Below are 24,752 nucleotides of genomic sequence, written 5' to 3'. Positions count from 1 at the left end.
TATTATCCGAAACACGGCAAACTGTTTTTGAGCGAGTAAATTTGACCTTGCCCCCAAGTTTTATCCAGTTTTGAGTTCGCTCCAGCGGTTTTGGGTTGTCGTATTTGCGTCGGTAGCGGCGGGTTGCGGTGCGGAGCCGTTTCGGCTGCGCACCGCATCACGTCGCGGGTTGATTGTCTGAGCGAACTCGGCAGGTGTCAGCCAGCCAAGTCCAGAGTGTGGTCGATGATCGTTGTAGTCGCTGCGCCAGTTTGAAAGCGCTGATCGAGCATGGGTCAGTGACGAGAAGAGAGTTTCATTCAAGAATTCGTCTCGCAGCCGTCCATTGAAGCTTTCAATGAAAGCGTTCTGGATGGGTTTTCAAGGCGCGATGTAGTGCCAATCCACCTTGGTCCGATCCGTCCATTGCAGGATCGCGTTGCTGGTGAATTCGCTGCCATTGTCACTGACGATCATCCTGGGTTTGCCGCGTTCCTCGATGATCCGGTCAAGAGAGCTGGCTCGGGAAATCTGGACAGCGGGGATAAGTGGAATTTCTGCCTGACTTCGGCTTAAATGCCGGGAACAGGAGTGACCAAGACGAGACGACGGCGCCGGAACCATAGCCAGACTTTCAAGGCAAAAGTGGCGCTGGCCGCCCCCGACCCGACCAGGTGTGGGCGATGGACTTGACCTATATCCCTATGTCTCGCGGATTTGTTTACCTCTGTGCCGTCGTGGATTGGTTCAGCCGGAGGGTGCTGTCGTGGCGACTGTCGATCACGATGGAAGCAGCCGTCTGCATCGAAACAGTCGATTATGCGCTGGCCCGTTATCGCAAACGCGACATATTCAATACCGACCAGGGATGGCAGTTCACCTTGATGGACTTCACCGCCGTGCTGAAGAAGGCTGAGATTTCCATCGCGATGGATGGCAAGGGTGCGTGGCGGGACAACGTCTTCATCGAACGGCTCTGGCGTTCGATCAAATACGAGGAAGTCTACCTCCACGCCAACGAAACAGTATCCGAGGCCCACGTCGGCATCAGCCAATATCTGACCTTCTACAATAGCCGACGCCCACATTCATCCCTTGACCGGCAGACGCAGGATCAGGCCTACTTTAACGCGCTGGCACCAATGATGGTGGCAGCATAATCGAGGCGGAAATCCACTTAGCGAAACGCCCGAAACTGTTCAGACAAACCGAACCACCTCTTTCATTTTGAGGCAGGTCGACCGCGGCGTGCCGGTGCCGGCGATTTGCCGGAAGGCGGGGATAGGCGACTTCACAAGTTGGTCGGTTATGCCCTTAACTCGCTTATCTTTCCGGGAAGTTGAGAGGCTACTTGGTCCGTTGCGGGCGCGCCCTCTCTGGGGGCAGATCACTCGGGTGGCTCGTCACGGCAGGATTCCACTCGAGCTCCAAGATTTGAAGTGTAGGGACCTGTGAGAAAGCTACTTGCAGCACGGACCGGATCCCGAGGAGTGTTAACCGATCCTCGGCCTCCACACGAAGGTGAAGGCTGCCGTCCGAGTTGGTGATGATGACTCGCCCATCGTCAAAGGCAATAAGTCGTTCGGAATGATTGGTGGTGGTTGAAAAAGACCAGCCGCGCAGGATAGCACACAGCAGATCGATAGTCCGATCCGAACCCGGGATCGACACGAACGTTTCGGAAATGTGTTTGGCCATAACAAATTCTCGGCGACCGGTCACGCAAACAGCAAGGCCGGAGCAGCCGCAGCGCGTGACGCGAACACGGGTGGGCTATAATGTGGTTCACGTACCCGCAGTTTTCCTCCAACGATAGCCAGGATGCTGCATGAAGTCTCGTACGCGACGCAACAGACGGTCAAAGTCACGTCAACAACAGTTTGACGGTCATCATTCCTTCCCGGATTCTTCATTCGGAACTCCACCAATGCGCGACTCATGAACGACAGTGCAGCTAGCCGCCAAGGTCCACCACCAAGTTAAAGGTAATTTGGGAAAGCGCTTTAGCCCGCTATTCTTCAGCCACGCCTTCCTCGGCAATCTCACGACCGGCGTCTGCCTCAAGCCTCGATATGTGGTCGCGGCACACCTCATCCACCAGACCAAGCAGTACCGTTGCTCGCTCGCCAATCCAGTCAAGCGCTTCGCGACTGATTTTGTACTGGCTTGAGTAGCGTGCCTTTACATATGCTTCGTTGATCGTATTGAACCACGCTCTTTCCCGATGGTGATCGCGAGGGAAGGCCTCGATCAGTCGACGATCCCGTTCTTCTGCGAAGGATCGCAGGACCTTCAGGTTGTGAGACGCCGGCGTGTAGTTCGTCAGCGTTAAAAGAACGCTGGCATAGGCCTGCTCGATCGCCTGATGGAGGAGGAATGCAGCTTCACTGATCATGTCTTTTTGTAAAGCGGCTTCAGAAAGCGCCGCAAAGTTTCTTCCCGCACCAAAACGCTTCTCAAAATGTTCTGTTGCCACTCGCAAGTGCTCTTCCGGTGTCAACATCTTGGGTTCGGCAAGAGGTTTATCGTCCAACTCGTAGAGAGCGATGCCTTCCTTGCGAATGTCGGAAAAGAAATGCTGGCTCGCCTGCAAGGATGTGTTCACTTCTCGCAGCGAGTGGACGATGATCTGCACGGGTCTCTTTATCATCTTGTCACGGATCAACCTGTCGGCAGCCTTAAACCAATATTCCGCAAAATCCGTCAGCTTGCGGTTGTTGACGATCACAAGAAGATCGAAATCAGATCTATACCCCTTGGATGTGAACGGTTCGTCCACCTGCGTACCCCTGGCATAGGATCCGAAGAGGATGATCTTCAGGATGCGGCCACGCTTTTTGAATTTCGCCGTGCCGCCCTCCAGGGCATCCTCGAATTCTTCGTGAATAATCTCCAGCGCGCGCTGGAGCTCCGTTTGTATTTGCGGGGGAATATGATCGAGCGATGTTTTCATGGTCGGCAAATGTCTTCTCTTCTCCGCAACAGGCTGGATTCGTCCGCCTCAATCTGTAGTTTACATCACACTTTGCTGGCAACAAATGTTGCTATCCGCAAACCCGCCGCTCATTCTCTTCGCAAGGCCGGCCTTCTGAGAGACTGCAGCCCGATGCGGACCTACGATATTGCCTGGTCATCCATGATCTCTGACAGAGCTGCGCAAAGTGCCTTGATTTCCTCAGGTGTATGGTCCGAGGTGACACAAACGCGAATGCCGGCCTTCCCCTTCGCAACTGTCGGGAAGAATATCGCCGAGCCGTAAATTCCCCGATCGAGCAGCGCCCGGGTCCCGTTGACGGCGCGCTCTTCAGTGCCAAGGTTCACCGTCCGAATTGGCAAGGGTGCTCCGCTCTGCTCTGTTGCCAACCTCGAGTCCAAAAGTTCGATATTGGAACTGAGAGACAGCTGTCTTCGCAAAAGCTCGTCGCTGCGGTGTATTGTCAACGAACCTGAAACTGCACCAATTGCCGCAACATTCAGTGACGCAGAAAAAGCGTGCCCGACAGCAAAACGACGGAATAGTTCTTCCTGACGCGCCGTACCAAGCATCAACATTCCGCCCGAGGCGCCAAAACCCTTTCCGAGCGATGCGGCTATGATAGTTCGCTCGCCGAGTTCGTTTCCGTATTGTGACCTGACAAATCCTTCACCGTTCTTCCCGCAGATTGATACGCCGTGGGCGTCATCGATGTAGAGAAACAGACCGTATCGATCCTGCAAGTAGCGCAGATCCCGAATGGGCGCATTTCCACCCATCGAGTAGACGCCGTCGCAAACGTAAGCCACGGCCCTGTTGGACCGGCACAACTCCTCCAATGCGTCTAGATCATTATGGGCCAACGTACGGACCTGCGTTTCCAGAGCGATTGTGCCCTTGTGAAAGGCGAGTGTTGCGTGCGCGTGGCGGTCAAAAGCCATCATCGGCCTGATGCCGCCGGTGAGGTGTCCGGAGGCGACGATGGGTAATGCCCCCATGTTCGCCGCCAGCACTGTTGTGTAGGTGATGACCCTCGCCTGGAAGAGATCTGAAAGCGAACTTTCCAAGTCGCGGAGGATTGCAAAATTCAGTCGGGTCCTTGCACATGACCAGTGCAGTGCCCGGTATTCCTCAATCGCCTTGATCGCGCCGTCTATGACGAGCGGGTGATTGTCGAGGCCCAGATATGAACAACGCACGAAATCAGTGATGCGCTTTGATGGAAAGCCGTCAAAAACAATGTCTACCTGCCTTGCAGCCCTTGGCCGCGCATATAGGGCCATCAAGCCCTGCTGGTGAGCCGCGTTGAAGTAGTCTTCGGCATGATCTATCAATCCCCCGGTGTTTCGGCTTGCGTGCTGCTGCGTTTTGTCGGTCGACATTTCTCAGGTCCCCTAAACAAAAAGATGCATGCAGGATCGGCAAATTATCGCAACGATCAACAAACGCTCTCGGAAGATTTTGAGAAATCTCTGTAAACCTTTGACGTCATAAACCAGAACGGCGCATATGCCGGCTACGCGGCTACATCGATGGCGTAGCCGCTTGATCTCGCAGTTCTGATGATGTCGAAGCCCGCCACTTTCTTAAGATGCCGCCTGATACGGCCAATGTGAACGTCAACCGTCCTCGGTTGCACGTAGACCTCATTCGGCCACGCCGCTGTTATCAACTCGTCTCGACTGAACACTCTCCCTGGAGCTGTAAGAAGGTGTTCGAGCAATTTGAATTCGATCGGCCCCAAAGTGAGCTCGATGCCGCTAACCGAAACGCGTTTGCGTTCTGGCCAAAGTTCGATTTCTCCTAGTTTAAGGGATGCGTTCTGTGACGGTGTCGCAACTGGTTGTTGCCGTACAGGGTTTATGCCTCCGAGAAAGCCCAGCAGATGTGGCGGCCAGAATGGGCGGATCAGGCACTGATCCGCGCCTGCCCGCATGAGTTCCATATAGGCTTCTGTGTCGCCGTTGGGAATGATGGCAAGTACTGGCAGTTTTTGCGTCTTGTCACACGATTTGATGCGTTGGCAGATGATAGCTGCCCCATGGTGATCGCCATCCACATCGAGGATCAGTCCGACGATGTCCGGCTGGGCAACTTTGTCGCCGATTTCGTTTCTATCGCAGAGAACCGCCCGCGTGCCCTCCGTAGAGAGAATGTGCTTGAGCATCGAAAAATAGTCCGCGTTCTCCGTAATAATTGCGACTGCGGCTTTGGTTTCTATCCCGTGCTCCATCTCAGATCCTCAATGCATAACGTCTGTTCCTAGCCCTCATATGATGTCACAAAAAATAATGCAATCACCGGTAGTCATCTATTTAAAATAGAATAATCAGCAAATTATCCTCGATATTCCGCCAGGTCGCTTGAAGTCGGAGCATATTATGTGACATCATAAGATGATTTCTTGAGGCCCATTGCGCTTTATGGGCGGGAAAGCCGTAACCTGATCGAATAGCCATGGGCGAACATGCGGGCGCTGCGCTCTGCATCTCTGAAACGAGCCTGAACGCCCGGCATATTCGTTGTTCCGCGCCGGGTGGCTCGGAGGTTACATGCGTAGTTGGAAAAGTGCAGGCATTGCCGATAGCGCCGGCGATGACATTCTCACGTCTTGCGATGAAGCCGACGCCACGGCAATTGCCAGAATGATTTTCGGTACAGATGCCGCGCTCGCCGTCGCCTTCAGTGCTATTGATGCACGTCTCGACGGGAGGAATCGCGATTTTCTTTTTTGGGCCAGAGTTTTTCGGTCGCTTACTGACGGATGAATTGTGCGCGCCGGATTATAATTTTGTCGCCGAATATCCTGCGGAGCGCACGGTTCTGATGACGTTGTGGCCGTGTCGGTTCAAAGACCGTCTTATTTTGCCGATGTGAATGTCCACCGTACGCGGTTCGACATCGGCATCCTCGGGCCAGCAATTCCGGATGAGTTCGTCACGGCTGACGACCCTGTCTGTGTTTCTTGCAAGATACAACAGGATCCTGAAATGCAGGGGCGAAAGACTGATGTGCGTCTCACCCCGCCGGACCCGGACGGATGCAACATTGATTTCCACGTCATTGAGAAAAACGCTGACATCAGTTGGTGCAGTTGTGTTGCACCGCAGGCCAAACTTGAGAAACTCAAGCAGGTTGCCCGGGTCAAAAGGGCGCTTCACCAGATAGTCAAATACGGGCGACTGAACGCCGTCTATCTTTTTATTGTCAAGTGGGAAGCCGACAACTCGAATGTCCGGCTGTTCTTTCTTTACAAGAACCGCTGAGCGGAGCAGATCGTCCATTGCAAGGCAGATCAGTAACGTTCGGCGTTGTGGCTGACCCTTGGCATCATCCGGTAAAAACATGTCGAGACTCGGCACCAGGTCGACGTCGTGGCCGGCCTGCTCGAGAATGTAACGCAAAATCAGGTAGAGCTCCGGGTCAGTCGTGTGGATTAAGATCGAGTGACGCAAGAGCATCTCCCTTCGCTTTGTTTTCTGCGTCTAACAATTTGTGGGTCAGGCGGGCGTGTACTCGCCGCCGTTGATGTCTATGATCGCTCCATTGATGAAAGCAGCTTCATCGGAGACTAAAAAGCCGACCAGCCGCGCCACTTCTTCGGCCTCTCCCAGTCGCCCGGTGGGTATTCGTTTTGCTGCGTCGAGATTGACTGGCGTCGCCGCGGTTCCCGCCATTGGCGTCAAGATGCGACCCGGAGCGGCGACATTGATTGTGATCCCGTCGGCTGAAAATTCGCTGACGAGCGCACGGGACAGGCCAGCGAGCCCGGCTTTTGACGCTGCATATGCCGCACCGGCGATCCTAGGCCGTGTTCGACCTGCAAGCGAGCCGATGAGGACAATCCGGCCAAATCCCTTGTCGACCATACCTGGTAAGGCTGCTTGGCAGCAGAGCATGGCGCCCGTCAAATTTACGTCCAGCACATCATTCCACTCGTCCAGGTCAACCGAGGTAAATCGCTTGGCCACACCGTCCGTTGCTTTCGGCGAAATGCCCGCGCAATAAACCAGTAGCGCAGTGGACGACCACAAGGTTTCGACATCGCGAAAGAAATCGGCAACCTCGCCTGGATTTCTGACGTCGCAACAACCGACCAATAGCTGGTTAGATGTTATCTCAGCCTCGAAGGACGAGAGCGCGGCCTTCGCCGCGCTTTCTGTCTGCCCAAAAACTGCGACCTTGTGGCCAATACCGAGTAAATGTCGTGCAACCGCCAGTCCGATACCGGACGTGCCTCCGGCGACCACTGCGACTCGGCTCTGGCGATCTCTCGTCATGCCGCACTGTCCATCTGAGCAAAGAGAGAAAGTGCAGGGTGAGCTTCGGGATCGGTCATAACCTCTATCAGCAACGGCAACTTTCTTTTCTTGACCTTTTGCATATGGGCCTTGAGGTCCTGCGGTTGCGTGACCCGGACCGCATCGCATCCGCACGCGTGTGCAATCTTGACGTGATCGACCTCTGCAAAATGGCAGGCGGTTGTGTACTTTCCGAATTTTACAGTTTCGGCATCACGCTGGAAGCCAAGAATCCCGTTGTTCAGCACGATGATCGTGATCGGAATTTGCATGCGGACCAGTGTTTCAAGCTCGGCCCAACTGTGCGCAAATCCCCCATCTCCCACCAGCGCTACAACATCGCTCTGAGGTGCGGCGACCTTGGCTCCGATTGCAAGGGGAACTCCCCACCCAAGTCCTGCAAGACCCCGGGGGGTGAGCACACGTGTCCTTTCGGAAGAAATTCTGAGTTGTCCGAGGACCCACATCGATGAATAACTAGCATCCGCCACCACTGTGGTGTTTTCATCGATAACCCCCTGAAGCTCGGCCATAGTCCGTTCGGGACGAAGCGGTGAGGCCTCAGAGCTGTAATAGACCCGGCGATCATCATTAAATTTCCTCCAGCTTTCCCGAAGACGGTCGCAGACAGCCTCGCGGGAAACGGTTCTGAGGTGCAAGTCACAAAGCCTGATCCTTTCACCTAGGCCGGCCAAGGTCTCCCGTGCGTCACCAACAAGACGAATTGCCTCAAAATTCCGCCCGACCTCCTGTGGATCTGTATCTATATGAATAATCTGGGCATCGGGACTGTACTGCCGCCAGTTGTCTGTACCATTCTGGTTAGTCCTCGTGCCGATCAAGACGACAAGGTCCGCTTCGCGAACGATCTCGACCGTGTGTCGGCCCAGTGACTTCGGGCCGACAAGAGATGCCAGGACACCTCCTGAAAGCGGGTGCCACTCATCAACTGAGCCCTTGCCCATATTCGTTGTGAACACAGGTAGCGAGCACTCGTCCTGCAGCCGTCGCAACTGCTGGGCAGCCCCGGAGGCGTGGACGCCGCCGCCTGCTATCACGACAGGTGCGCGGGCGTTCGCTATCGCTTTCGCAGCGATATCAAGATCTTTGTCGGTGGGACGTGATCTGTCGAGCGGCCAATGGCCGAGATTGTTCGTTCTTCTCCTTGTTGGGGCAGTAGATACGGATCGCAAAAGATCCGCAGGAAGAAGCAGGACTGCTGGACCTGCTCTGCCAGACGAGGCTGCGGTGAACGCAGCATCGATGTAATCGTCTACCCGCTCCTCCACGGAAACACGACGAACCCATTTTGTGCATGACTGAAACAGGCTGATGTGATCGAGGTCCTGAAACGCGTTCCGATCAGTCTGATCACGCTCTACATCCTGGACAAGTGCGACGACCGGGACGCTCGCCTTGAGTGCTTCCGCCAGCGGAGCAACCAGCAGCGCGGCCGCAGGCCCGTTCTGGGCTGCCACGACGCCGATTTTGCCAGAACGCCTGGCGTAGCCATCGGCCATGGCGCCGCCCATGTTTTCCTGACGATAGGCAATCTGCGTTATACCGATCTTTTCGGCCGCCAAAATGACCGCCGACGGAAGGCTTTGTCCAAAGATCACCTCCACATCATGGCGCCTCAACGCGTGGGCAATACGCTCAGCGACGGTTGTTTCATAAACTGCAGTATCCATTATGCGGCCTCCCAGGCATGTCGATCGAGATTCACGAGGAAATCGTCAAAGACGGAAACAATGTCACCCATGTCACTGTCCGTCATGGGCGTTGATAGCGACGCAGCGGCGCCGTAGGGCATCAAAATCCCATTGTTTGCAAAGTGCCTGCGCAGCAGTTTGAGAACGGTGTCTTCCGAAGCTGTCGGAATGCTGTCCTGGTAAGAAACCGGCGCTACCTTCTTGGCGTGTACTCGAAAAAGCGAAGCCGCTCCCGTCACGCTCAGATTTGCGCCGTGTCGTTCGATGCGTGATCTCAACCCGTCGCGAACCAGGTTACCCATATGTTCGAGACGTTGGAAGGCATCCTCCGTCAGGGCTTCCATCGCAAGACGGCCAGCGACCATAGACACGGGATTTGCAGAAAAGGTTCCACCTTGCGTCACTGGTGCCTTACCTCCTTGCTTGCCAAAGGCCGACATGATCTCTCGACGTCCGCCGACTGCCCCTACAGGAAAGCCACCGCCGATGATCTTCCCCATTGTGACGAGGTCCGGCTCCAGACCGTAGCGCGCTGACGCTCCGGTGAAGCCCTGGCGGAGGTTCAGTACTTCATCCGCGATAATGACGATCCCATGTTGCTTCGCCACCTTGTTGATTGTTGTGATGAACTCCTGTGTCGGCTTTATGAGACCTGCCCGGCTGGGCATCGGATCGATAAGAATAGCCGCAAGGCGCCCGGCATTCATCGCGATTTGCTGCTCCAACTGCGCGGGGCAGTTAAATTGGAGGAGGACGACGTCATCTATGACGCTTGCTGGCATGCCTGGATAGGCGGCGGAGGGCGTATTCGACGATGCGTGCTGGCTCGCCTCCGCCCAGTCATATGCGCCGTGGTACGCCCCTTCCACCCGAGCGATTGCGACCCGGCCGGTCGTTGCTCTAGCGGCTTTGATGGCAAACATGACGGCTTCCGTTCCACTCGCGACGAAGCGGACCTGCTCAACAGCCGGAATCCTGCCTATTAGCAATTCGGCCAGATCGATTTCATGGTTCATCGGATTAGCGAAGCAACTGCCTGTTCTTAGTAGCCCGGCAATCGCTTCAGTTATTGGGGGATAGGCATGTCCGTGGATCAGGGTCGTGAAGTTATTGTTTAGATCCAGCATACGGTGCCCGTCGACGTCGGTCACATACGCGCCTTCCCCGTAGGCAACAAAGACGGGGTGAGGATCCAGCTCAATTGTCGCGCGTGTGACACCGCCTGGAAAAACGGAGGAGGCGCGTTCAAAGAACGCGATAGACGTTTGCCGGTCAGTGGGACCTGTTAGCGGGGTATTCGATGATGACAGCATTGAATCATAAACCCTTGTCCTGGAGGAAGACAGGCAAACTGCGCCGGTCATTTGCAATTTTGTTGCAACAAAAATTCTATGAGTCAATATGTGACGTCAATTTAAAGGTCAGGTTATTATTCGTCTGTCATTGACGCGGCGTTTCGCAGTTTGCGGTAGCCCTCCCTGATATCGTTCTCTATCGCCGCCCGCACGCCGGCCGGATCTTTGTCAACAAGAGCCTCGATCGCGACCATGTGATTGTGAACGCCCTGGCGGTTTTGCGCGTACTCGGGGTAGAGGTTGAGAAGCGTAGGGCCAATGCGCGCCCACAGGGTTTCAATCATGCTGAGCAGGCCGCTCATTCCGGACAGATTATAGATGGCAAAGTGGAATTCCTTGTTGTGCCAAAGAGCATCGTGATACCGGCCTGCTTCTAAGCTATCGTTTATAACCTCTTGTATTTCAATAAGTTTTCTATTTGTCGCTTCGTCGGGATTCCTTGCTCCGTATTCCGCGGCGGTTCCTTCCAGAGCGATCCTCGTAACGGTGATATCGCGCAATTCCGCCTTTGAAAGCGTCGGAACGATGAGCGTCTTGGGGCCGGAAAAAACAAGTACCGATTCTGTCGTTAGGCGGTTCAACGCGTCGCGCGCAGGCGTCGTGCTCACATCGAGTTCACTGGCTATCCCCCGGACAGTAAACTTGTGCCCGGGAGGGTAGCTGCCGCGGATCATTCTCTCCCGTAGCACGTCATAGACCATGCTTCCCATTCGCTGGCCCTGGACGCCGGTATCACTCTCATCGCGTAAAATGTCGATCATTTTCCCCTCTTGTTCCGTTGACTCACTGCGTTTTTGATGTCACAAAAATCGAATATAAAGTTTTTGCGAACGCTATGTGACATCATAAACGCTATTAGCATCTAATCTGTTACGCGTCGCTGGCCTGGCAAGATAATCTTGAAAGCTGCTCCGAGCACTCGTTTTCACGTTCGTAGCGGCATTAAAAAGGAGGGGTAAGGTATTGATAGGTGAGACTCTAAATCTTGACGGGCTCGCGAAGAGCTATGGCAACGTCGTTGCGGTCGCTGGTGTTGACGTCTGCGTGGAGCCAGGCGAGTTCGTGTCAGTGCTGGGCCCATCCGGGTCAGGCAAGACCAGCGTCCTGACGATGATTGCCGGTTTTGAGCGTCCCACGGCAGGCAGGATCGTGATCGGCGACCGTGACGTGACCGACCTTGCACCGAATAAGCGAAATATCGGGATGGTCTTTCAGAAATACGCGCTTTTCCCCCATCTCACTGTCCGTCAGAACATCGCTTTCCCGCTAAAGCTCAGATCGCGGTGGCGCTCCGGATGGAAGCAGCGGGCAGACGACATGCTTGACCTCGTTCACCTGGCCGGTTTTGCTGACAGGTATCCTTCTGAACTGTCGGGTGGTCAGCAGCAGCGTGTGGCGGTCGCACGAGCGCTTGCGTTTGAGCCGCCCGTTATGCTGATGGACGAGCCCCTCGGCGCGCTTGACAAGAAATTGCGTGAAGCCATGCAGTTCGAAATCAAGCGCATCCAGAGGCAGGTGGGAGCAACCGTCCTATATGTAACGCATGATCAGGAAGAAGCGCTGACGATGTCCGATCGCGTTGCGATAATGCAGGGCGGAAACATCGTCCAGATAGGGGCTCCTTCCAGTCTTTACCACGCGCCCGCAACCCGTTTTGTTGCTGATTTTGTCGGAAAAATGAGCTTCGTCGAGGGAGAGGTTATTTCCTTTGAAGACGACGGGATGCTCGTCCGATTGGCCGACGACGTATTTGTCCTGACCGCTTCTGTCGATGCGGCCCGGAAGGCCCTCCGGCTTGGTGACGAGGTGGTTCTTGCCATGCGTCCCGAGAGGATCGCCTTGAAAAAACGAGGTGCTCAAGGCCTCAGGGCAATTCCAGCTCAGATCGAGAGCCTTGCATTCGTTGGATCATTCCATGCGTTCATGGTCCGTCTAGACCTGCCTGGATCACCGCTGGTGGAGGTTCAGGTCGTGACCGGAAGCGAGGTAAATTTCCGCGCCGGTGATACGGTCGATCTCGTACCCGACCCGCACGCTGTCAGCTTTTTTTCAAAAGAGGAGAGGTCTGCGGCATGAGTGCTTCTTCACCCGCTTCCAGAGCACTCGCCAATTTGCAAAGTGTTATGTTTTCTACACCCTCTGCAAAAACATATTCCCATGCAGGCGCATTGCTTTTGCTTCTGCCAGCTGCACTCATGCTTTTGACAGGGTTCGTTTATCCTCTGGCAAGGCTCGTCGCGCTCAGTGTGCCGGACATGAGCCTCGAGCTATACATTCGCATCTTTCGCGAACCGCTTTATCTAAAGGTCCTGTTCTCCACGACGGCTGTGGCACTTGCCGTTATGTGCTGCTGCCTGCTCTTGGGCTTTCCTGTAGCCTACGCGATGGTCCGGCTCAAACACCCTTGGGCCCTCATATTGACGGCATGCGTGCTCATCCCGCTCTGGACATCGGTCCTGGTCCGATCATATGCCTGGATCGTGCTGCTTCAGAGAACCGGCATCATCAATCAGGCACTTCTCTCGAGCAAGCTCATCGACGAGCCCCTACGCATGATCTACACACAGGGTGCGGTCATCGTCGCAATGACCCATGTCCTTCTTCCCTTCATGATCATGCCTATCTTTGCGGCACTGCGGGCTATCCCTCCGGAGTACGTTCAGGCGGCAATGAATCTTGGCTCAACTCGATTGCATGCCTTTCGCGCAATCATTGTTCCTCTGAGCCTTCCTGGGATATTTGCGGGCTGCGTTATCAGTTTCGTTCTTGCGCTCGGTTTCTATGTCACCCCGGCGTTGGTAGGGGGAGCAGGATCGCTCATGATGGCAACGCTCGTCGGTCAACAAACGACTGTCCTGCTCGATTGGCCATTTGCGGCTGCGCTCTCAACCTCACTGTTGGTCGTCACGCTTGCCGTCATAATCATATTTCGAAGAACACTTTCGCTAAGCAAGGGGCTGAACAGTGGCATCTGATAGTTCAACATTTCCGGTCCGGCCTTCTTTGGCGCGGCCACTGCGCAATGCCGTCGGACGGTATCGCAATATCGTCCGCATCTACATCGCAGGCCTCTTTGTCTTCCTGATAACGGTATTCTTGGTCCTGCCGACGTTTCTTGTCATCCCCATGAGCCTGAATGACGGCAGCTATCTTGCGTTTCCACCGCAAGGCCTCACTTTAAAGTGGTACAGGGCGTACTTCTCGGATCCTGATTGGATGGTGGCGACATTGTTCAGCCTGCAGGTCGCATTCGCGACAGCTATTGTGGCAACAACCATCGGCACGACAGCAGCGCTTGCGCTCGCAAAGAGCAGATTGCCTCTTAAGGGGCTTCTACAAAGCCTCGCGCTTGGGCCAATGATCGTCCCGCACGTGGTCCTGGGTGTATCGCTTTACCTCGTGTTTTCACCGTGGAGGATAACGGGGACTTTTGCAGGCTTTGTTCTCGCGCACACAGTTTTAGCCATCCCCTATGTCATGATCGTGGTGGGTGCTGCGGTGCAGAAGTTCGACCCTTCGCTCGAACTCGCGGCCCTCAACTGCGGCGCAAATCGAATCCAGAGCTTTTTCCTCGTGATGCTGCCCAATATAGGCCCGAGCGTCGCCGCGGCTTCGGTCTTTGCGTTTCTTGCGTCGTTCGATGACGCGACGGTTTCGTTCTTTATCTCTGACATTGGCGGGAAGTCGATTGGACGCAAGATGTTCGAAGATATCGATTTCAACCTCACGCCAGTGATCGCCGCCGCATCAACCGTGCTTGTCGCGATCTCACTCGTGCTTATGACGGCGGCGCAACTTCTGACTACTCGAAGCAAACACTAACTCCACATTAACTGAAGAGGATTTGAAATGATCAGATCGGATCAGACGCCGAAGGCTTGCCTGCAGTCCGCGTATTACATGCTCGTCGCCTTTGCTCTCATGTTCGCTCTTGGGTTTCAAAAGGCGAGTGCCGAGCAACGTGTGGTCATTGCTACCACGGGAGGTACCTACGAAAAGGCCCTGCGTGATGCGTGGTTCGAGCCCTTCACTAAAGCGTCAGGAATAAACGTCGTCACTGTTTCTGGAACAGATGCGGAGAAGCGGGCAAAGGTCACTGCTATGGTTCAAACAGGCAACGTCACCTGGGACCTCTATCTGGATGGCGAAATCCAAGCTGGATCCGACGCACACTTCGCCATAACGGAAGACCTTTCAGACTTTTGCAAACAGTTCATTAACAGCACGGACCTGCTGGCCGACTCTTGCACGCGCGGCGGGGCGAAATTACAGTCAACCTCCACCCTTTTGGCTTACAAACTGAATGAGAACGGCAGCAACCCTCAAACCTGGGCTGACATGTGGGATCTGGCGAAGTTTCCGGGTGCACGAAGTTTTCCTAACTTTGACGATCCATGGCGAGTGTTGGCCGCAGCATTGCTCGCGGACGGAGTGCCGAAAGACAAACTTTTCCCACTCGATGTAGATCGAGCATTTCGCAAGCTTGACGAAGTCAGGGACAGTGTACAGGTTTGGTGGAGGACGGGAGATCAAAGCGTTCAGGCGTTTCGTAATGACGAGTATCGCGTTGGACAGATCTGGTTGACGCGCGCGAAGGCCTTGAAGGAAGAAGGTTACAAGATTGGCTGGAGTTATGATGGCGCATTTCTTGTGGGCGATCGCATAGCGCTCGTGCGTGGCGCACCGAATCGGGAAAATGCGCTGAAGCTCATTGAGTTCTGGCTACGCAATCCTGCGGTGCAGGCCAAAGCCTGCGAAACGCTTTCCTGCACACCTCCAAGTCAGAAAGCGATTTCGCAGATGTCATCGGAAGCTCGCGCCACCCTGCCATCTGCGGCTGATGTTGAAAACCGGATCATCGTCCCTGATGCACAATGGATCAACGCGAACATGGGCATGCTGGTGCAGCGCTGGAACACATGGATACGCTGAAAAAACCGAGGGCGCCAAGGCACCTTCCTTGACGCTGCGAGCGGGTGTGCAGGCGGCTGTCTTTGGGCGCCTGCACCGACCGCGTCACCGCGTTCGCAAGACCACAGCAGAGCAAGAGCTGGTACAGACGTCGCGTCTCTCTTTTATGCAGAAGAGATATTCGCACGATGAACCCGTCATTGTGCAGTCCGCTGTCCGGATGGTCCCCGGCTCAGAAATGATCGAGGGGGCTGCGACATAAACCGTCACGTTGATCATAGTTCGTCGGTCAATCCGGCCCCCTTGAGCCGCCATGACTGTCGGAAGGCTACGGCGAGTGTTTTTTGTGTCGGGTGCCATCTCACGCTCGGAACGGGAGGTGGTAGACGCCAGAGGGGAGGGCGACTTTACAGCCAGAAACGGTGCGGTCGTTAAGGCAGCGCGCGGAATATCAGTATCTAAACCGGTTGAGATCCGCCAGCATATCGGTCCATATAGGACGAAGCAGAGATCGAAGAGCCATGGTCCTTTCACTTTCCGGCATCAGGAAATCCTACCAGACAGCCGAAGGCAATATCCCGGTCCTGAAGGGCATCGACCTTTCACTTGAAGCCGGCGAAAGTCTTGCCCTGACGGGGGAATCCGGCAGCGGAAAGAGTACGCTTTTGCATCTGGCAGGCGGCCTTGATTTGCCCGACAGTGGCATCATCACAGTGGGGGGTCGGAAAATAACCGATCTCGACGAGGCCGGTCGAGCGAGCTTCCGACGCAGGGAGGTGGGCTTAATCTTCCAGCAGTTCAATCTCATTCCGAGCCTCGATGTCGGATCCAATATCTCGTTTCACGCCCGGCTGGCGGGCCGTTTCGACCCGGTCTGGGAAAAAAGCCTGGTCGAGGCGCTGGGGATCGGGGAGCTGCTTGCACGCTATCCCGAACAGCTCTCCGGCGGTCAGCAGCAAAGGGTGGCGATCGGACGTACGCTTGCGGCAAGACCGCCCCTCATTCTTGCCGATGAGCCGACAGGTAATCTCGACGAGGCGACGGCTGATATCGTCATCGATATTATGTTGAGACTGACAAAGTCCGCGCAGATCACACTCCTCCTGGTGACCCATTCCAGCCGGTTGGCGGTAAAACTCGATCGGCGTATCGCGCTGAGTGGTGGAAAGGTTTCGTAATGAACTGGACCGCTTTCCGGGCGCTGCTCTCACACTGGCGCTACCGACCGCTTCAGCTTCTCACCCTCATTGTCGGCGTCACGCTTGCAACCGGCCTCTGGTGCGCGGTCCAGGCAATCAATGCCGAAGCCAGAGCAAGTTATGACCGGGCGGCCTCGGTCCTGGCGCAAAACCAGCTGGATCAACTGGTGGCAAAGGACGGCGGCAGAATTTCCTCGCAAACATATGCCCGGCTTCGAAGGGCGGGTTTGCACGTCTCTCCGATCATTGAAGGCGATTACAGGTTTGGTACGACGCGTATCAGGCTTATCGGCATCGACCCCCTGACCATGCCACCCGAAGGAATGGTGCTTGCACCATCTGATCCGTCCGGGCTGGGGGAATTCATCCAGACGCCCGGACAGATGATCGTTTCGCCTGCAACGGCTGCCACATTGAAAGATACCTCTGGCCTTACCATTAAGGCACGAGCGGATCTCCCCGATGGCGCAGCATTTGTCGATATTTCCACGGCTGACCGCCTGTTGAAACGCAACGGTGAACTGAGCCGGCTTATCGTTTCGCCATCGCAAGACCCCGATCTTCCGACGATCGGAAACATAGCCCCTGAACTTTCCCTCGAACAGGCAAAAAGCAGGCCCGACGTCGCAAGCCTCACGGACAGTTTTCATCTTAACCTGACGGCTTTTGGTTTTCTTGCCTTCGTTGTCGGTCTCTTCATCGTGTATTCCGCAACGGGCCTGTCGTTCGAGCAACGGCGTGGCACGTTCAGGACCATACGGTCGCTCGGGGTCTCGCTTCGCTCCCTGACCGCGATGCTGGTTATCGAAACCGCGCTCTTTGCGCTGGTATCGGGAGCGCTGGGCATTGTCGTCGGCTACGTTGTCGCATCGGCTCTATTGCCGGGCGTGGCCGCGACCCTGCGTGGCCTTTACGGGGCCAGTGTTGCCGGTTCACTCTCGCTGCGGCCTGAATGGTGGATCGCCGGCCTTGCAATGGCGCTGGTGGGGACCGGGCTCTCCTCGCTTCAACATCTCCTCCGCGTCTGGCGGATGCCGATACTGTCCACGGCACAAGGCAGGGCGTGGGCGATGGTGTCCACGAAAAGCCTCCTCCATCAGGCGGCCGCCGGGATGGTTTTGCTTTTTGTATCTGGCGCGCTTGTGCTGCTGGGCGGCGGTCTCATTTCAGGTTTCGCAGTGCTTGGAGCGCTTCTTCTGGGCGCTGCACTCATTCTTCCAACCTTGCTGGCACTGGGCATGAGAGCGGCCGAACACATCTCCGGACACGGACTGACCCTCTGGTTTTTCGCCGATACGCGCCAGCAGCTGCCAGGTCTTTCCCTTGCGCTGATGGCATTGCTGCTCGCTTTGTCGGCCAATATCGGGGTCGGCACCATGGTCTCAAGCTTCAGGCAAACCTTTGTGGGATGGCTCGATCAGCGCCTGGCCGCAGAGGTCTATGTGACGGCCCGTGACGAGGCTGAAGCTGCGCTTCTGCGGCAGTGGTTTCCCCACCACGCAAGGGCGGTTCTACCCATCTGGAGTACGGAAGGGGAAATTTCGGGGCAGAAGGTCCGCATCTTCGGCGTCGCTGACGATGCGACATACAGAGATCATTGGCCGTTGATTTCGGGTGCGCCCGCAACATGGGACGAGATTGCGAGCGGGAAGGGTGCACTGGTCAACGAACAGTTCTGGAGGACAGGCAAGGCGTCGCCCGGCGCAGAGATAGAAATGCCAGGTGGCTGGAAAGCCCGCGTCGTCGGGGTGTTTTCCGACTATGGCAATCCGAGGGGCGAAATCATCATTGGTCTTGATGCCCTTGTCCAGCACTACCCGGACGTGGAAAAGCTGAGATACGGCCTTCGCATGGAGCCACAGGAGGTTGCGGGCTTCAGACAACGCCTCATGACGGAGTTCGGCCTGCCCGAAGCCAATATTGTAGACCAGGCCTCGCTGAAACGGCAGTCTGCTGCAATCTTCGAACAGACGTTCGCGGTCACCGGCGCGCTGAATGTGCTCACGCTCGCGGTGGCGGGTTTTGCCATGTTTTCGAGCCAGCTTACGCTCGCTTCACTTCGACTGCCGCAGCTTGCTCCTGTTTGGGCACTTGGACTTCGTCGCCGCGACCTTGCGATGCTGGAGGTCCTGCGAACTCTTGCTCTATGGCTTGTGACATTCATTGCCGCCATTCCTGTCGGGCTGGGACTGGCCTGGGTTTTGCTGGCAATCATCAATGTGGAGGCTTTTGGATGGCGACTGCCGCTGATCCTGTTTCCGCTAGACTGGTTTAGGCTGGGTCTTGTTGCCCTGCTCGCCGCCATCATTTCGGTCCTGATCCCTGTTCGACGGCTTGCTAAAACCGCGCCGGCCGATCTTCTGAGGATATTCGCCAGTGAACGCTAAAGCCGTCCTCCTGCTCCTTTGTGCTTCATGCACTTCCTTGCCCACGCCGGTCATGGGGCAAGGCTTTGCGGGCCTCGGGTCAAATGCCGAAGGCTTCAGCGTTCCCATACGAGGCGTTGAACTCGTCTTTCCAAAAGACCACAAGCCGCATCCGGATTTCAGGATCGAGTGGTGGTACGTTACTGCAAATCTGCAGACGGCCGATGGACGGCGCATGGGCGTCCAATGGACACTCTTTCGTTCTGCGCTTGAACCTGTCGAGCGCCCCGGATGGTCCGACCCTCAAATTTGGATTGGCCACGCAGCCGTCACGACTGCGAGCCGTCACCATGTTGCCGAACGGCTGGCGCGGGGAGGCGTGGGGCAGGCGGGGGTCAAAGGCGAACCCTTCGACGCCTGGATTGACAATTGGCAAATGAAGGCAGGGACTGACGATGCACGGGACGACCTCGATCAGCTTGATTTGAACGCCAGTGGCGAGAGCTTCCGATATCGTCTGAAACTTCAGGCCCACGGGCCTTTGGTGCGTCAGGGGGACAACGGCTACTCCGTTAAATCGGCAGAGGGCCAGGCAAGCTATTATTACTCCCAGCCATTCTACCGTGTCAGCGGTAACGTCTTTCTTGATGGTGAAGCCCATGAGGTAACGGGCGAGGCGTGGCTCGATCGGGAATGGTCGTCGCAACCGCTAGCCTCGAGCCAGACTGGATGGGACTGGTTTTCCCTTCACCTTGCATCCGGCGAAAAACTCATGGCCTTCCGTCTGCGTGACGACAAAAGCGGCTACATCTCCGCCAACTGGATTTCCGCCGATGGCAGGCCGTCTCCCGTCGATCCGAAAGACGTCTTGCTCAGTCCGTTGCGGACCGCGGATATCAACGGAAAGAGCATTCCGGTCGAATGGAGCGTGAAGATACCCAGCCGTGGCCTCGACATAAAAACGAAGCCCCTGAACGAGAAGGCCTGGATGGCGACATCAACCCCCTACTGGGAAGGGCCAATAGAGTTTGATGGAAGCACCTCAGGACAAGGTTATCTGGAGATGACCGGATATTAGCCAGTTCAACTGCCCCTGACGAGATGTCGGCTGGAGCAGGGCCGGAGCTTACAGACGCCGCCTTATCCGGGCCGGCGCGACATCCCGGACACGCTCCAAAGGAGTCGTCTTGAGTTCCTTGATCTAACGATAGGCATCGTTTCCACTCTTGCCAGGTTTCCCCGGGTCGGGAACGTACATCTGCTTTCTGGCACCGCAATTGCCGAGAAATTATTGGCAAGTTCATGGAGAAGAGCACGCATGTTTTCGCCCCGTGCCGGAGGGCCAGTGCCTGTGATTACAACCCATTGTTCGGCTTCGTCCCAGCCAGGAATAAGGCAACGCGGTGGATCGTGCATCTCCGGACCGAGGTCTTTTCCCTTGGCGCTCAATACATCAACGATGTATTTTTTTGTTTTTGATCCGGAGTGCGCCCGGCGCAGCCGTGCTCTGCACGCGGGCTAGCTGGGGTATCGGTGCACTGGCGCCTGCAGCAGAACTGGTCTCGTCGGCATCGACCATACCCCTACAGGTTACGACTAGTCTTTCTGAGATCGGTACCCAAGCTTTTCAGAAAGCGCGTTGGCAGTGGTGCGAAGCTCCTCACCAAGGCACGCGATTTTTTCGTCGCTTGCTTCGCTGCGGATCAGACTGATTGCAATGCCGGCAGATGCGGCTCCCGAGTAATCGCGTATGGCAGCCCCAATGCAAAGCATACCTTCGCGGATCTGACCATCGTCGATGGAGTAGCCACGAGCGCGCGTGAGAGCCAGTTCCTCTTCAAGCTGCGAAAGGCCAGCAACGCTCCTTGATGTCAGAGGCTGTGGAAACTGAGAAAACAGCATCCTCAATTCACCGGGCCCCAGATCGGACAGGAGGATCTTCCCGGTGGCCGTAAATGGCGCCGGCAGACGCACACCGATCCGAAACGTGTGTCCAAGCGGCTGGGCCGAGTTGCGACAGCCGATGTAAACGACTTCGCCACCCTCGCGGACGGTGAGGGTCACCGTGTAGGGATCGAGGTCGTGGCGCTGGGCGAGATGGTCGTTGAATGTCGATACGATGTCGAGGTGCGACAGAAAACCATTCGCCCATCTGAGCGAGTGGGGTCCAATACGCAGGGTTCCATCGGCAGATCGCGCCAGAAGATCAAGCTCAGTCATCACCGCAAGCAAGCCATGCGCGCTGCTTTTGGGCAAATCCAGAAAGCGTGTCAGCTCGGCGGCTGTGAGGTCCCGCGGGGAACCTGCCACAAGATCCAGAATACGCACGGCGCGTCTGAGTGCCGGTACAGTGTCTGATATTTGCGACGATTGTTGATCTTCAGCCATGCACCTTCCTTGACACACTTGGCCGCTCTGGCCCATAGTTCACTATAATGATTCAAGTTCAATTAGTTGAACTCTAGTGCGGGAGAGGTCGATGATCAAGCTAAAAAATGCGGCGCTGTTGCGTGATGCCTGCCTGGTGAATGGTCGCTGGCTGAAAGCTGCGGATGGCAAGACGATTGCGGTGGAAAATCCCGCCAACTCGATGATCATCGGTCACGTTCCTTCATTGTCGGCAGATGAGGTTGAAGCTGCAGTCGAGTCAGCAGGCAAGGCATTTTCCGAGTGGAGCCGCCGGGCTGCGAAGGACCGCGCTGCCATATTGCGCCGATGGTTTGATCTCATGGTGGCGAACGCTGACGATCTTGGTGCGTTGATGACTGCCGAGCAGGGAAAGCCGTTTGCGGAAGCAAAGGGCGAAGCCCTTTATGCGGCATCTTTCGTGGAGTGGTTCGCGGAGGAAGCCAAACGTGTTTACGGCGATACCATTCCTTCGCCGACCACCGACAAGCGCATTACCATCCTGAAGCAGCCGATCGGTGTCTGCGCCGCGATCACGCCATGGAACTTCCCGGCCGCGATGATCACTCGCAAGGCGGCCCCGGCACTTGCCGCAGGCTGCACGATGATCGTCAAACCGGCTGAGCAGACCCCTCTCACCGCACTTGCTCTGGGTGTTCTGGCCGAAGAAGCGGGCGTTCCCGCCGGTGTCTTCCAGGTGGTGACGGGCGCTGCACGCGATATCGGCAAGGTGTTTACCGAAAGCGACACGGTGCGAAAGATCTCCTTTACCGGATCGACTGAAGTTGGTCGTCTTTTGATGGCGCAATCGGCCCCGACGATCAAGAAACTGTCACTGGAACTTGGTGGCAATGCGCCTTTCATCGTCTTTGATGACGCCGATCTGGATGCGGCCGTTGAGGGCGCGATCGTTTCGAAATACCGCAATGCCGGACAGACCTGCGTGTGCTCCAACCGGATCTATGTCCAGGATGGTGTTTACGACGCATTCGCCGAAAAGCTGGTCAAAAGGGTCGAAAGCCTGTCCGTCGGTGAGGGCACCGAACCTGGTGTTCTGATCGGTCCACTGATCGACCAGGATGCCGTGGCAAAGGTCGAGGATCACGTTGCTGACGCCCTTGGCAAGGGCGCAAAGATCGTAACCGGCGGAAAGCGCCATGCTCTTGGAGGCACGTTTTACGAACCGACGGTTCTGACTGGAGCAACCCAGGCCATGAAGGTTGCCCGTGAGGAGACCTTTGGACCCGTCGCTCCGCTCTTTCGGTTCGGGACGGAAGACGAAGCGGTCGCCATGGCGAACGACACCGAATTTGGTCTGGCGGCCTATTTCTACACCGAGAATGTCCGCCGGACATGGCGTGTCGCAGAAGCGCTCGAATACGGCATGGTGGGCCACAATACAGGCCTCATCTCCAACGAAGTCGCACCATTCGGTGGCGTGAAGCAGTCCGGCTTGGGCCGCGAAGGCTCGCACTACGGCATCGATGAATATCTTGAAATCAAATACCTGTGCTCGGCCATCGGCTGAGATCACGCTGGGAGGATCAGATGACCATCAACCCTTTCGAATTCCGTACCGTTCCCTCCATGCAGGTTGCCTGGGGTGGCGCCCAGCGCCTTGGAGAGATTCTTTCCGGCAGGTTTCAGGCGCGCAAGGCGCTGCTGATTACCGATGCAGGTCTCATCAAGGCCGGCCTCATCAAGCCGATTGCTGACGCCCTTGCGGCGAGCGGCTTTAACGTCACGATCTTCGACAAGGTCGTCGCTGATCCGCCAGAGCACATCGTTGCCGACTGCGTCGAGTCCGCAAGGCAGGTCGGCGCCGATATCGTCATCGGCCTTGGCGGGGGCTCATCGCTCGATATCGCCAAGCTCGTGGCTGTTCTCCTGGTCTCTGACCAGACGCTTGCCGACATGTACGGGATCGGCAACGTAAAGGGGTCACGCCTGCCGCTCGTGCTGGTGCCGACCACGGCCGGTACCGGTTCGGAAGTCACAAACATCTCGATCATCACCACGGGCGAAACCACCAAGATGGGGGTCGTTTCTCCCCAACTTTACGCTGATTTCGTTCTTCTGGATGCTGAACTGACGGTGGGACTGCCGCAGGTCCATACGGCTGCCACCGGTATCGATGCCATGGTGCATGCAATCGAGGCTTACACCAGCAAACACAAGAAGAACCCGCTGTCAGATGCTCTGGCGCGCGAGGCACTGCGCCTGCTCGGTGCAAACCTGATTGCCGCCTGCAGGAACGGGGCCGACCGGAAAGCCCGTGAAGGCATGCTGTTGGGTGCGACATTGGCAGGTCAGGCTTTCGCCAACTCACCGGTAGCCGCCGTCCACGCGCTCGCTTATCCGCTGGGCGGCCATTATCACGTGCCGCACGGCCTTTCCAACGCCCTGATGCTGGGGCCGGTTTTACGCTTTAACGCGAAGGCTGCAGCGTCGCTTTATGCGGAGCTTGCCGACGTGCTGGGTGTTCCGGGTGAAGGGGATGCGGCAACTCGTTCGGATGCGTTCGTTCAGCATATGGAAACGCTGATGGACCAGAGCGGCGCGCCGCGGCGTCTGCGCGATGTCGGCGTGACGGACAACACGCTTGCCATGCTTGCGTCCGACGCAATGAAACAGAGCCGTCTGTTGGTCAATAATCCGGTCGAAGTCCGCGAAGAGGATGCGCTTGCGCTCTACCGCGAGGCGTTCTGACCCATTTCTTACGGCAATATCTTCAGTCCCAAGGGAGGAAAACGAGTGACCGATATCAGACTTTACATGCTTCAGTCGGGTACGCTGAAATGCAAGGTACACAACATCAAGATGAACCAGGGGAACGGTGCGGACTATGAGATCCCCGTTCCGTTTTTCCTGATTACCCATCCGGCCGGGCACACCGTGATCGACGGCGGCAACGCGATTGAAGTTGCAACGGATCCGCGTGGCCATTGGGGCGGCATCTGCGATGTCTATTGGCCAGTGCTGGACAAGGACCAGGGCTGCGTTGACCAGATCAAGGCGCTTGGTTTCGATCCGGCCGATGTCAAATATGTTGTGCAGTCGCACCTGCATCTCGATCATACCGGCGCCATCGGTCGCTTCCCCAACGCAACCCACATCGTGCAGCGCTCTGAATATGAGTATGCCTTTACGCCCGACTGGTTTGCTGGCGGCGGCTATATCCGCAAGGACTTCGACAAGCCGGGTCTGAAGTGGCAGTTCCTCAACGGTACGCAGGACGATTATTACGACGTTTACGGCGACGGCACGCTCACCACGATCTTCACGCCCGGTCACGCGCCCGGCCACCAGTCCTTCCTGGTGCGCCTGCCAAACAGCAAACCGCTTCTCCTGACGATCGATGCTGCCTACACACTGGACCACTGGGAAGAGAAGGCTTTGCCTGGCTTCCTTGCCTCGACCGTTGACACGGTCCGTTCTGTTCAGAAGCTCCGCACCTATGCCGAAAAGCACGATGCGACAGTCGTCACCGGCCATGACCCTGACGCCTGGGCGAACTTCAATAAGGCTCCCGAATTTTACGCGTAAATA

Annotated in this window: 20 protein-coding genes and 2 pseudogenes; 12 read left to right on the top strand and 10 right to left on the bottom strand. The window is 56.3% G+C overall.

What is annotated here, in order from left to right; all coding sequences use genetic code 11:
• Nucleotides 1-60: 60 nt before the first annotated feature.
• Nucleotides 61-501 (bottom strand): annotated as a pseudogene (locus CRP02_RS01425) (integrase core domain-containing protein); the annotation flags it as partial.
• A gap of 140 nt (nt 502-641) precedes the next feature.
• On the opposite strand from CRP02_RS01425, the pseudogene CRP02_RS01420 reads away from it, so the two are divergent.
• Nucleotides 642-1,139, top strand: a pseudogene (locus CRP02_RS01420) (IS3 family transposase); the annotation flags it as partial.
• A gap of 851 nt (nt 1,140-1,990) precedes the next feature.
• Here CRP02_RS01420 and CRP02_RS01405 read toward each other — a convergent pair.
• The 3 genes from CRP02_RS01405 to CRP02_RS01395 form a co-directional block, all read right to left on the bottom strand.
• A complete protein-coding gene (locus CRP02_RS01405; RefSeq protein WP_097169980.1) occupies nt 1,991-2,932 on the bottom strand; it encodes a nucleotidyltransferase and HEPN domain-containing protein in 942 nt (313 codons plus the stop codon).
• A 161-nt stretch (nt 2,933-3,093) separates the two neighbouring features.
• Nucleotides 3,094-4,335 (bottom strand): aminotransferase class I/II-fold pyridoxal phosphate-dependent enzyme, encoded by a 1,242-nt coding sequence (locus CRP02_RS01400; RefSeq protein WP_097169979.1) that lies wholly within the window; start codon nt 4,333-4,335, stop codon nt 3,094-3,096.
• Nucleotides 4,336-4,469: 134 nt separating this feature from the next.
• Nucleotides 4,470-5,186 carry a winged-helix domain-containing protein gene (locus CRP02_RS01395; RefSeq protein ID WP_097169978.1) on the bottom strand — a complete coding sequence of 239 codons (717 nt, stop codon included), beginning with the start codon at nt 5,184-5,186 and terminating at the stop codon, nt 4,470-4,472.
• A gap of 319 nt (nt 5,187-5,505) precedes the next feature.
• Here CRP02_RS01395 and CRP02_RS01390 point away from each other — a divergent pair, with 319 nt between their 5' ends.
• Nucleotides 5,506-5,721, top strand: a complete 216-nt coding sequence (locus CRP02_RS01390) for a hypothetical protein (protein WP_097169977.1) — start codon at nt 5,506-5,508, stop codon at nt 5,719-5,721.
• 15 nt (nt 5,722-5,736) lie between these two features.
• On the opposite strand, the gene CRP02_RS01385 is transcribed toward CRP02_RS01390, so the two are convergent.
• The 5 genes from CRP02_RS01385 to CRP02_RS01365 form a co-directional block, all read right to left on the bottom strand.
• On the bottom strand, nt 5,737-6,414 hold the full coding sequence (locus CRP02_RS01385) for a winged-helix domain-containing protein (RefSeq protein WP_097169976.1): 678 nt from the start codon (nt 6,412-6,414) through the stop codon (nt 5,737-5,739).
• Nucleotides 6,415-6,453: 39 nt separating this feature from the next.
• Nucleotides 6,454-7,233 carry an SDR family oxidoreductase gene (locus CRP02_RS01380; protein WP_097169975.1) on the bottom strand — a complete coding sequence of 260 codons (780 nt, stop codon included), beginning with the start codon at nt 7,231-7,233 and terminating at the stop codon, nt 6,454-6,456.
• Nucleotides 7,230-8,945, bottom strand: coding sequence for an acetolactate synthase catalytic subunit (locus CRP02_RS01375; RefSeq protein WP_097169974.1), 1,716 nt, complete (start codon nt 8,943-8,945; stop codon nt 7,230-7,232). Before CRP02_RS01375 ends, CRP02_RS01380 begins: the two co-directional genes overlap by 4 nt.
• Nucleotides 8,945-10,279, bottom strand: a complete 1,335-nt coding sequence (locus CRP02_RS01370) for an aspartate aminotransferase family protein (RefSeq protein ID WP_097169973.1) — start codon at nt 10,277-10,279, stop codon at nt 8,945-8,947. Before CRP02_RS01370 ends, CRP02_RS01375 begins: the two co-directional genes overlap by 1 nt.
• A 116-nt stretch (nt 10,280-10,395) precedes the next feature.
• Nucleotides 10,396-11,082 carry a GntR family transcriptional regulator gene (locus CRP02_RS01365; RefSeq protein ID WP_097169972.1) on the bottom strand — a complete coding sequence of 229 codons (687 nt, stop codon included), beginning with the start codon at nt 11,080-11,082 and terminating at the stop codon, nt 10,396-10,398.
• A gap of 202 nt (nt 11,083-11,284) precedes the next feature.
• Between CRP02_RS01365 and CRP02_RS01360 the strand changes: the two genes are divergently transcribed.
• The 7 genes from CRP02_RS01360 to CRP02_RS01320 all read left to right on the top strand — a co-directional run bounded on the left by CRP02_RS01360 (nt 11,285) and on the right by CRP02_RS01320 (nt 19,875).
• Nucleotides 11,285-12,397 (top strand): ABC transporter ATP-binding protein, encoded by a 1,113-nt coding sequence (locus CRP02_RS01360; RefSeq protein WP_097169971.1) that lies wholly within the window; start codon nt 11,285-11,287, stop codon nt 12,395-12,397.
• Entirely contained in the window at nt 12,394-13,296 is a 903-nt protein-coding gene (locus tag CRP02_RS01355) for an ABC transporter permease (protein WP_097169970.1), read from the top strand. Before CRP02_RS01360 ends, CRP02_RS01355 begins: the two co-directional genes overlap by 4 nt.
• On the top strand, nt 13,286-14,143 hold the full coding sequence (locus CRP02_RS01350) for an ABC transporter permease (RefSeq protein WP_097169969.1): 858 nt from the start codon (nt 13,286-13,288) through the stop codon (nt 14,141-14,143). Before CRP02_RS01355 ends, CRP02_RS01350 begins: the two co-directional genes overlap by 11 nt.
• Before the next feature lie 27 nt (nt 14,144-14,170).
• On the top strand, nt 14,171-15,253 hold the full coding sequence (locus tag CRP02_RS01345) for an ABC transporter substrate-binding protein (protein WP_097169968.1): 1,083 nt from the start codon (nt 14,171-14,173) through the stop codon (nt 15,251-15,253).
• 500 nt (nt 15,254-15,753) lie between these two features.
• Nucleotides 15,754-16,410, top strand: coding sequence for an ABC transporter ATP-binding protein (locus CRP02_RS01335; RefSeq protein WP_097169966.1), 657 nt, complete (start codon nt 15,754-15,756; stop codon nt 16,408-16,410).
• On the top strand, nt 16,410-18,818 hold the full coding sequence (locus CRP02_RS27415) for an ABC transporter permease (RefSeq protein ID WP_179783906.1): 2,409 nt from the start codon (nt 16,410-16,412) through the stop codon (nt 18,816-18,818). The genes CRP02_RS01335 and CRP02_RS27415 overlap by 1 nt, the downstream gene beginning before the upstream one ends.
• The gene (locus CRP02_RS01320) at nt 18,808-19,875 is read left to right on the top strand and encodes a lipocalin-like domain-containing protein (RefSeq protein WP_097169964.1); all 1,068 of its coding nucleotides are present in this window, start codon (nt 18,808-18,810) and stop codon (nt 19,873-19,875) included. Before CRP02_RS27415 ends, CRP02_RS01320 begins: the two co-directional genes overlap by 11 nt.
• A 518-nt stretch (nt 19,876-20,393) precedes the next feature.
• On the opposite strand, the gene blcR is transcribed toward CRP02_RS01320, so the two are convergent.
• Complete coding sequence (gene blcR, locus CRP02_RS01310) at nt 20,394-21,221, bottom strand: IclR family transcriptional regulator BlcR (RefSeq protein ID WP_097169962.1); 828 nt, start codon at nt 21,219-21,221, stop codon at nt 20,394-20,396.
• 55 nt (nt 21,222-21,276) lie between these two features.
• On the opposite strand from blcR, the gene CRP02_RS01305 reads away from it, so the two are divergent.
• The 3 genes from CRP02_RS01305 to attM are packed head-to-tail and all read left to right on the top strand — an operon-like array spanning nt 21,277 to nt 24,749.
• A complete protein-coding gene (locus tag CRP02_RS01305; RefSeq protein WP_020811857.1) occupies nt 21,277-22,731 on the top strand; it encodes an NAD-dependent succinate-semialdehyde dehydrogenase in 1,455 nt (484 codons plus the stop codon).
• Nucleotides 22,732-22,751: 20 nt separating this feature from the next.
• Entirely contained in the window at nt 22,752-23,912 is a 1,161-nt protein-coding gene (locus tag CRP02_RS01300; RefSeq protein ID WP_097169961.1) for an iron-containing alcohol dehydrogenase, read from the top strand.
• Between the two features lie 45 nt (nt 23,913-23,957).
• Nucleotides 23,958-24,749, top strand: coding sequence for an AttM family quorum-quenching N-acyl homoserine lactonase (attM, locus tag CRP02_RS01295; protein WP_179783904.1), 792 nt, complete (start codon nt 23,958-23,960; stop codon nt 24,747-24,749).
• Nucleotides 24,750-24,752: the final 3 nt, after the last annotated feature.

This window comes from Rhizobium sp. AN5 (assembly GCF_900215255.1).
Lineage (GTDB): Bacteria > Pseudomonadota > Alphaproteobacteria > Rhizobiales > Rhizobiaceae > Agrobacterium > Agrobacterium tumefaciens.
The sequence above is the reverse complement of the archived record's forward strand: the minus strand, read 5'-3'. Positions and strand labels throughout refer to the sequence as shown.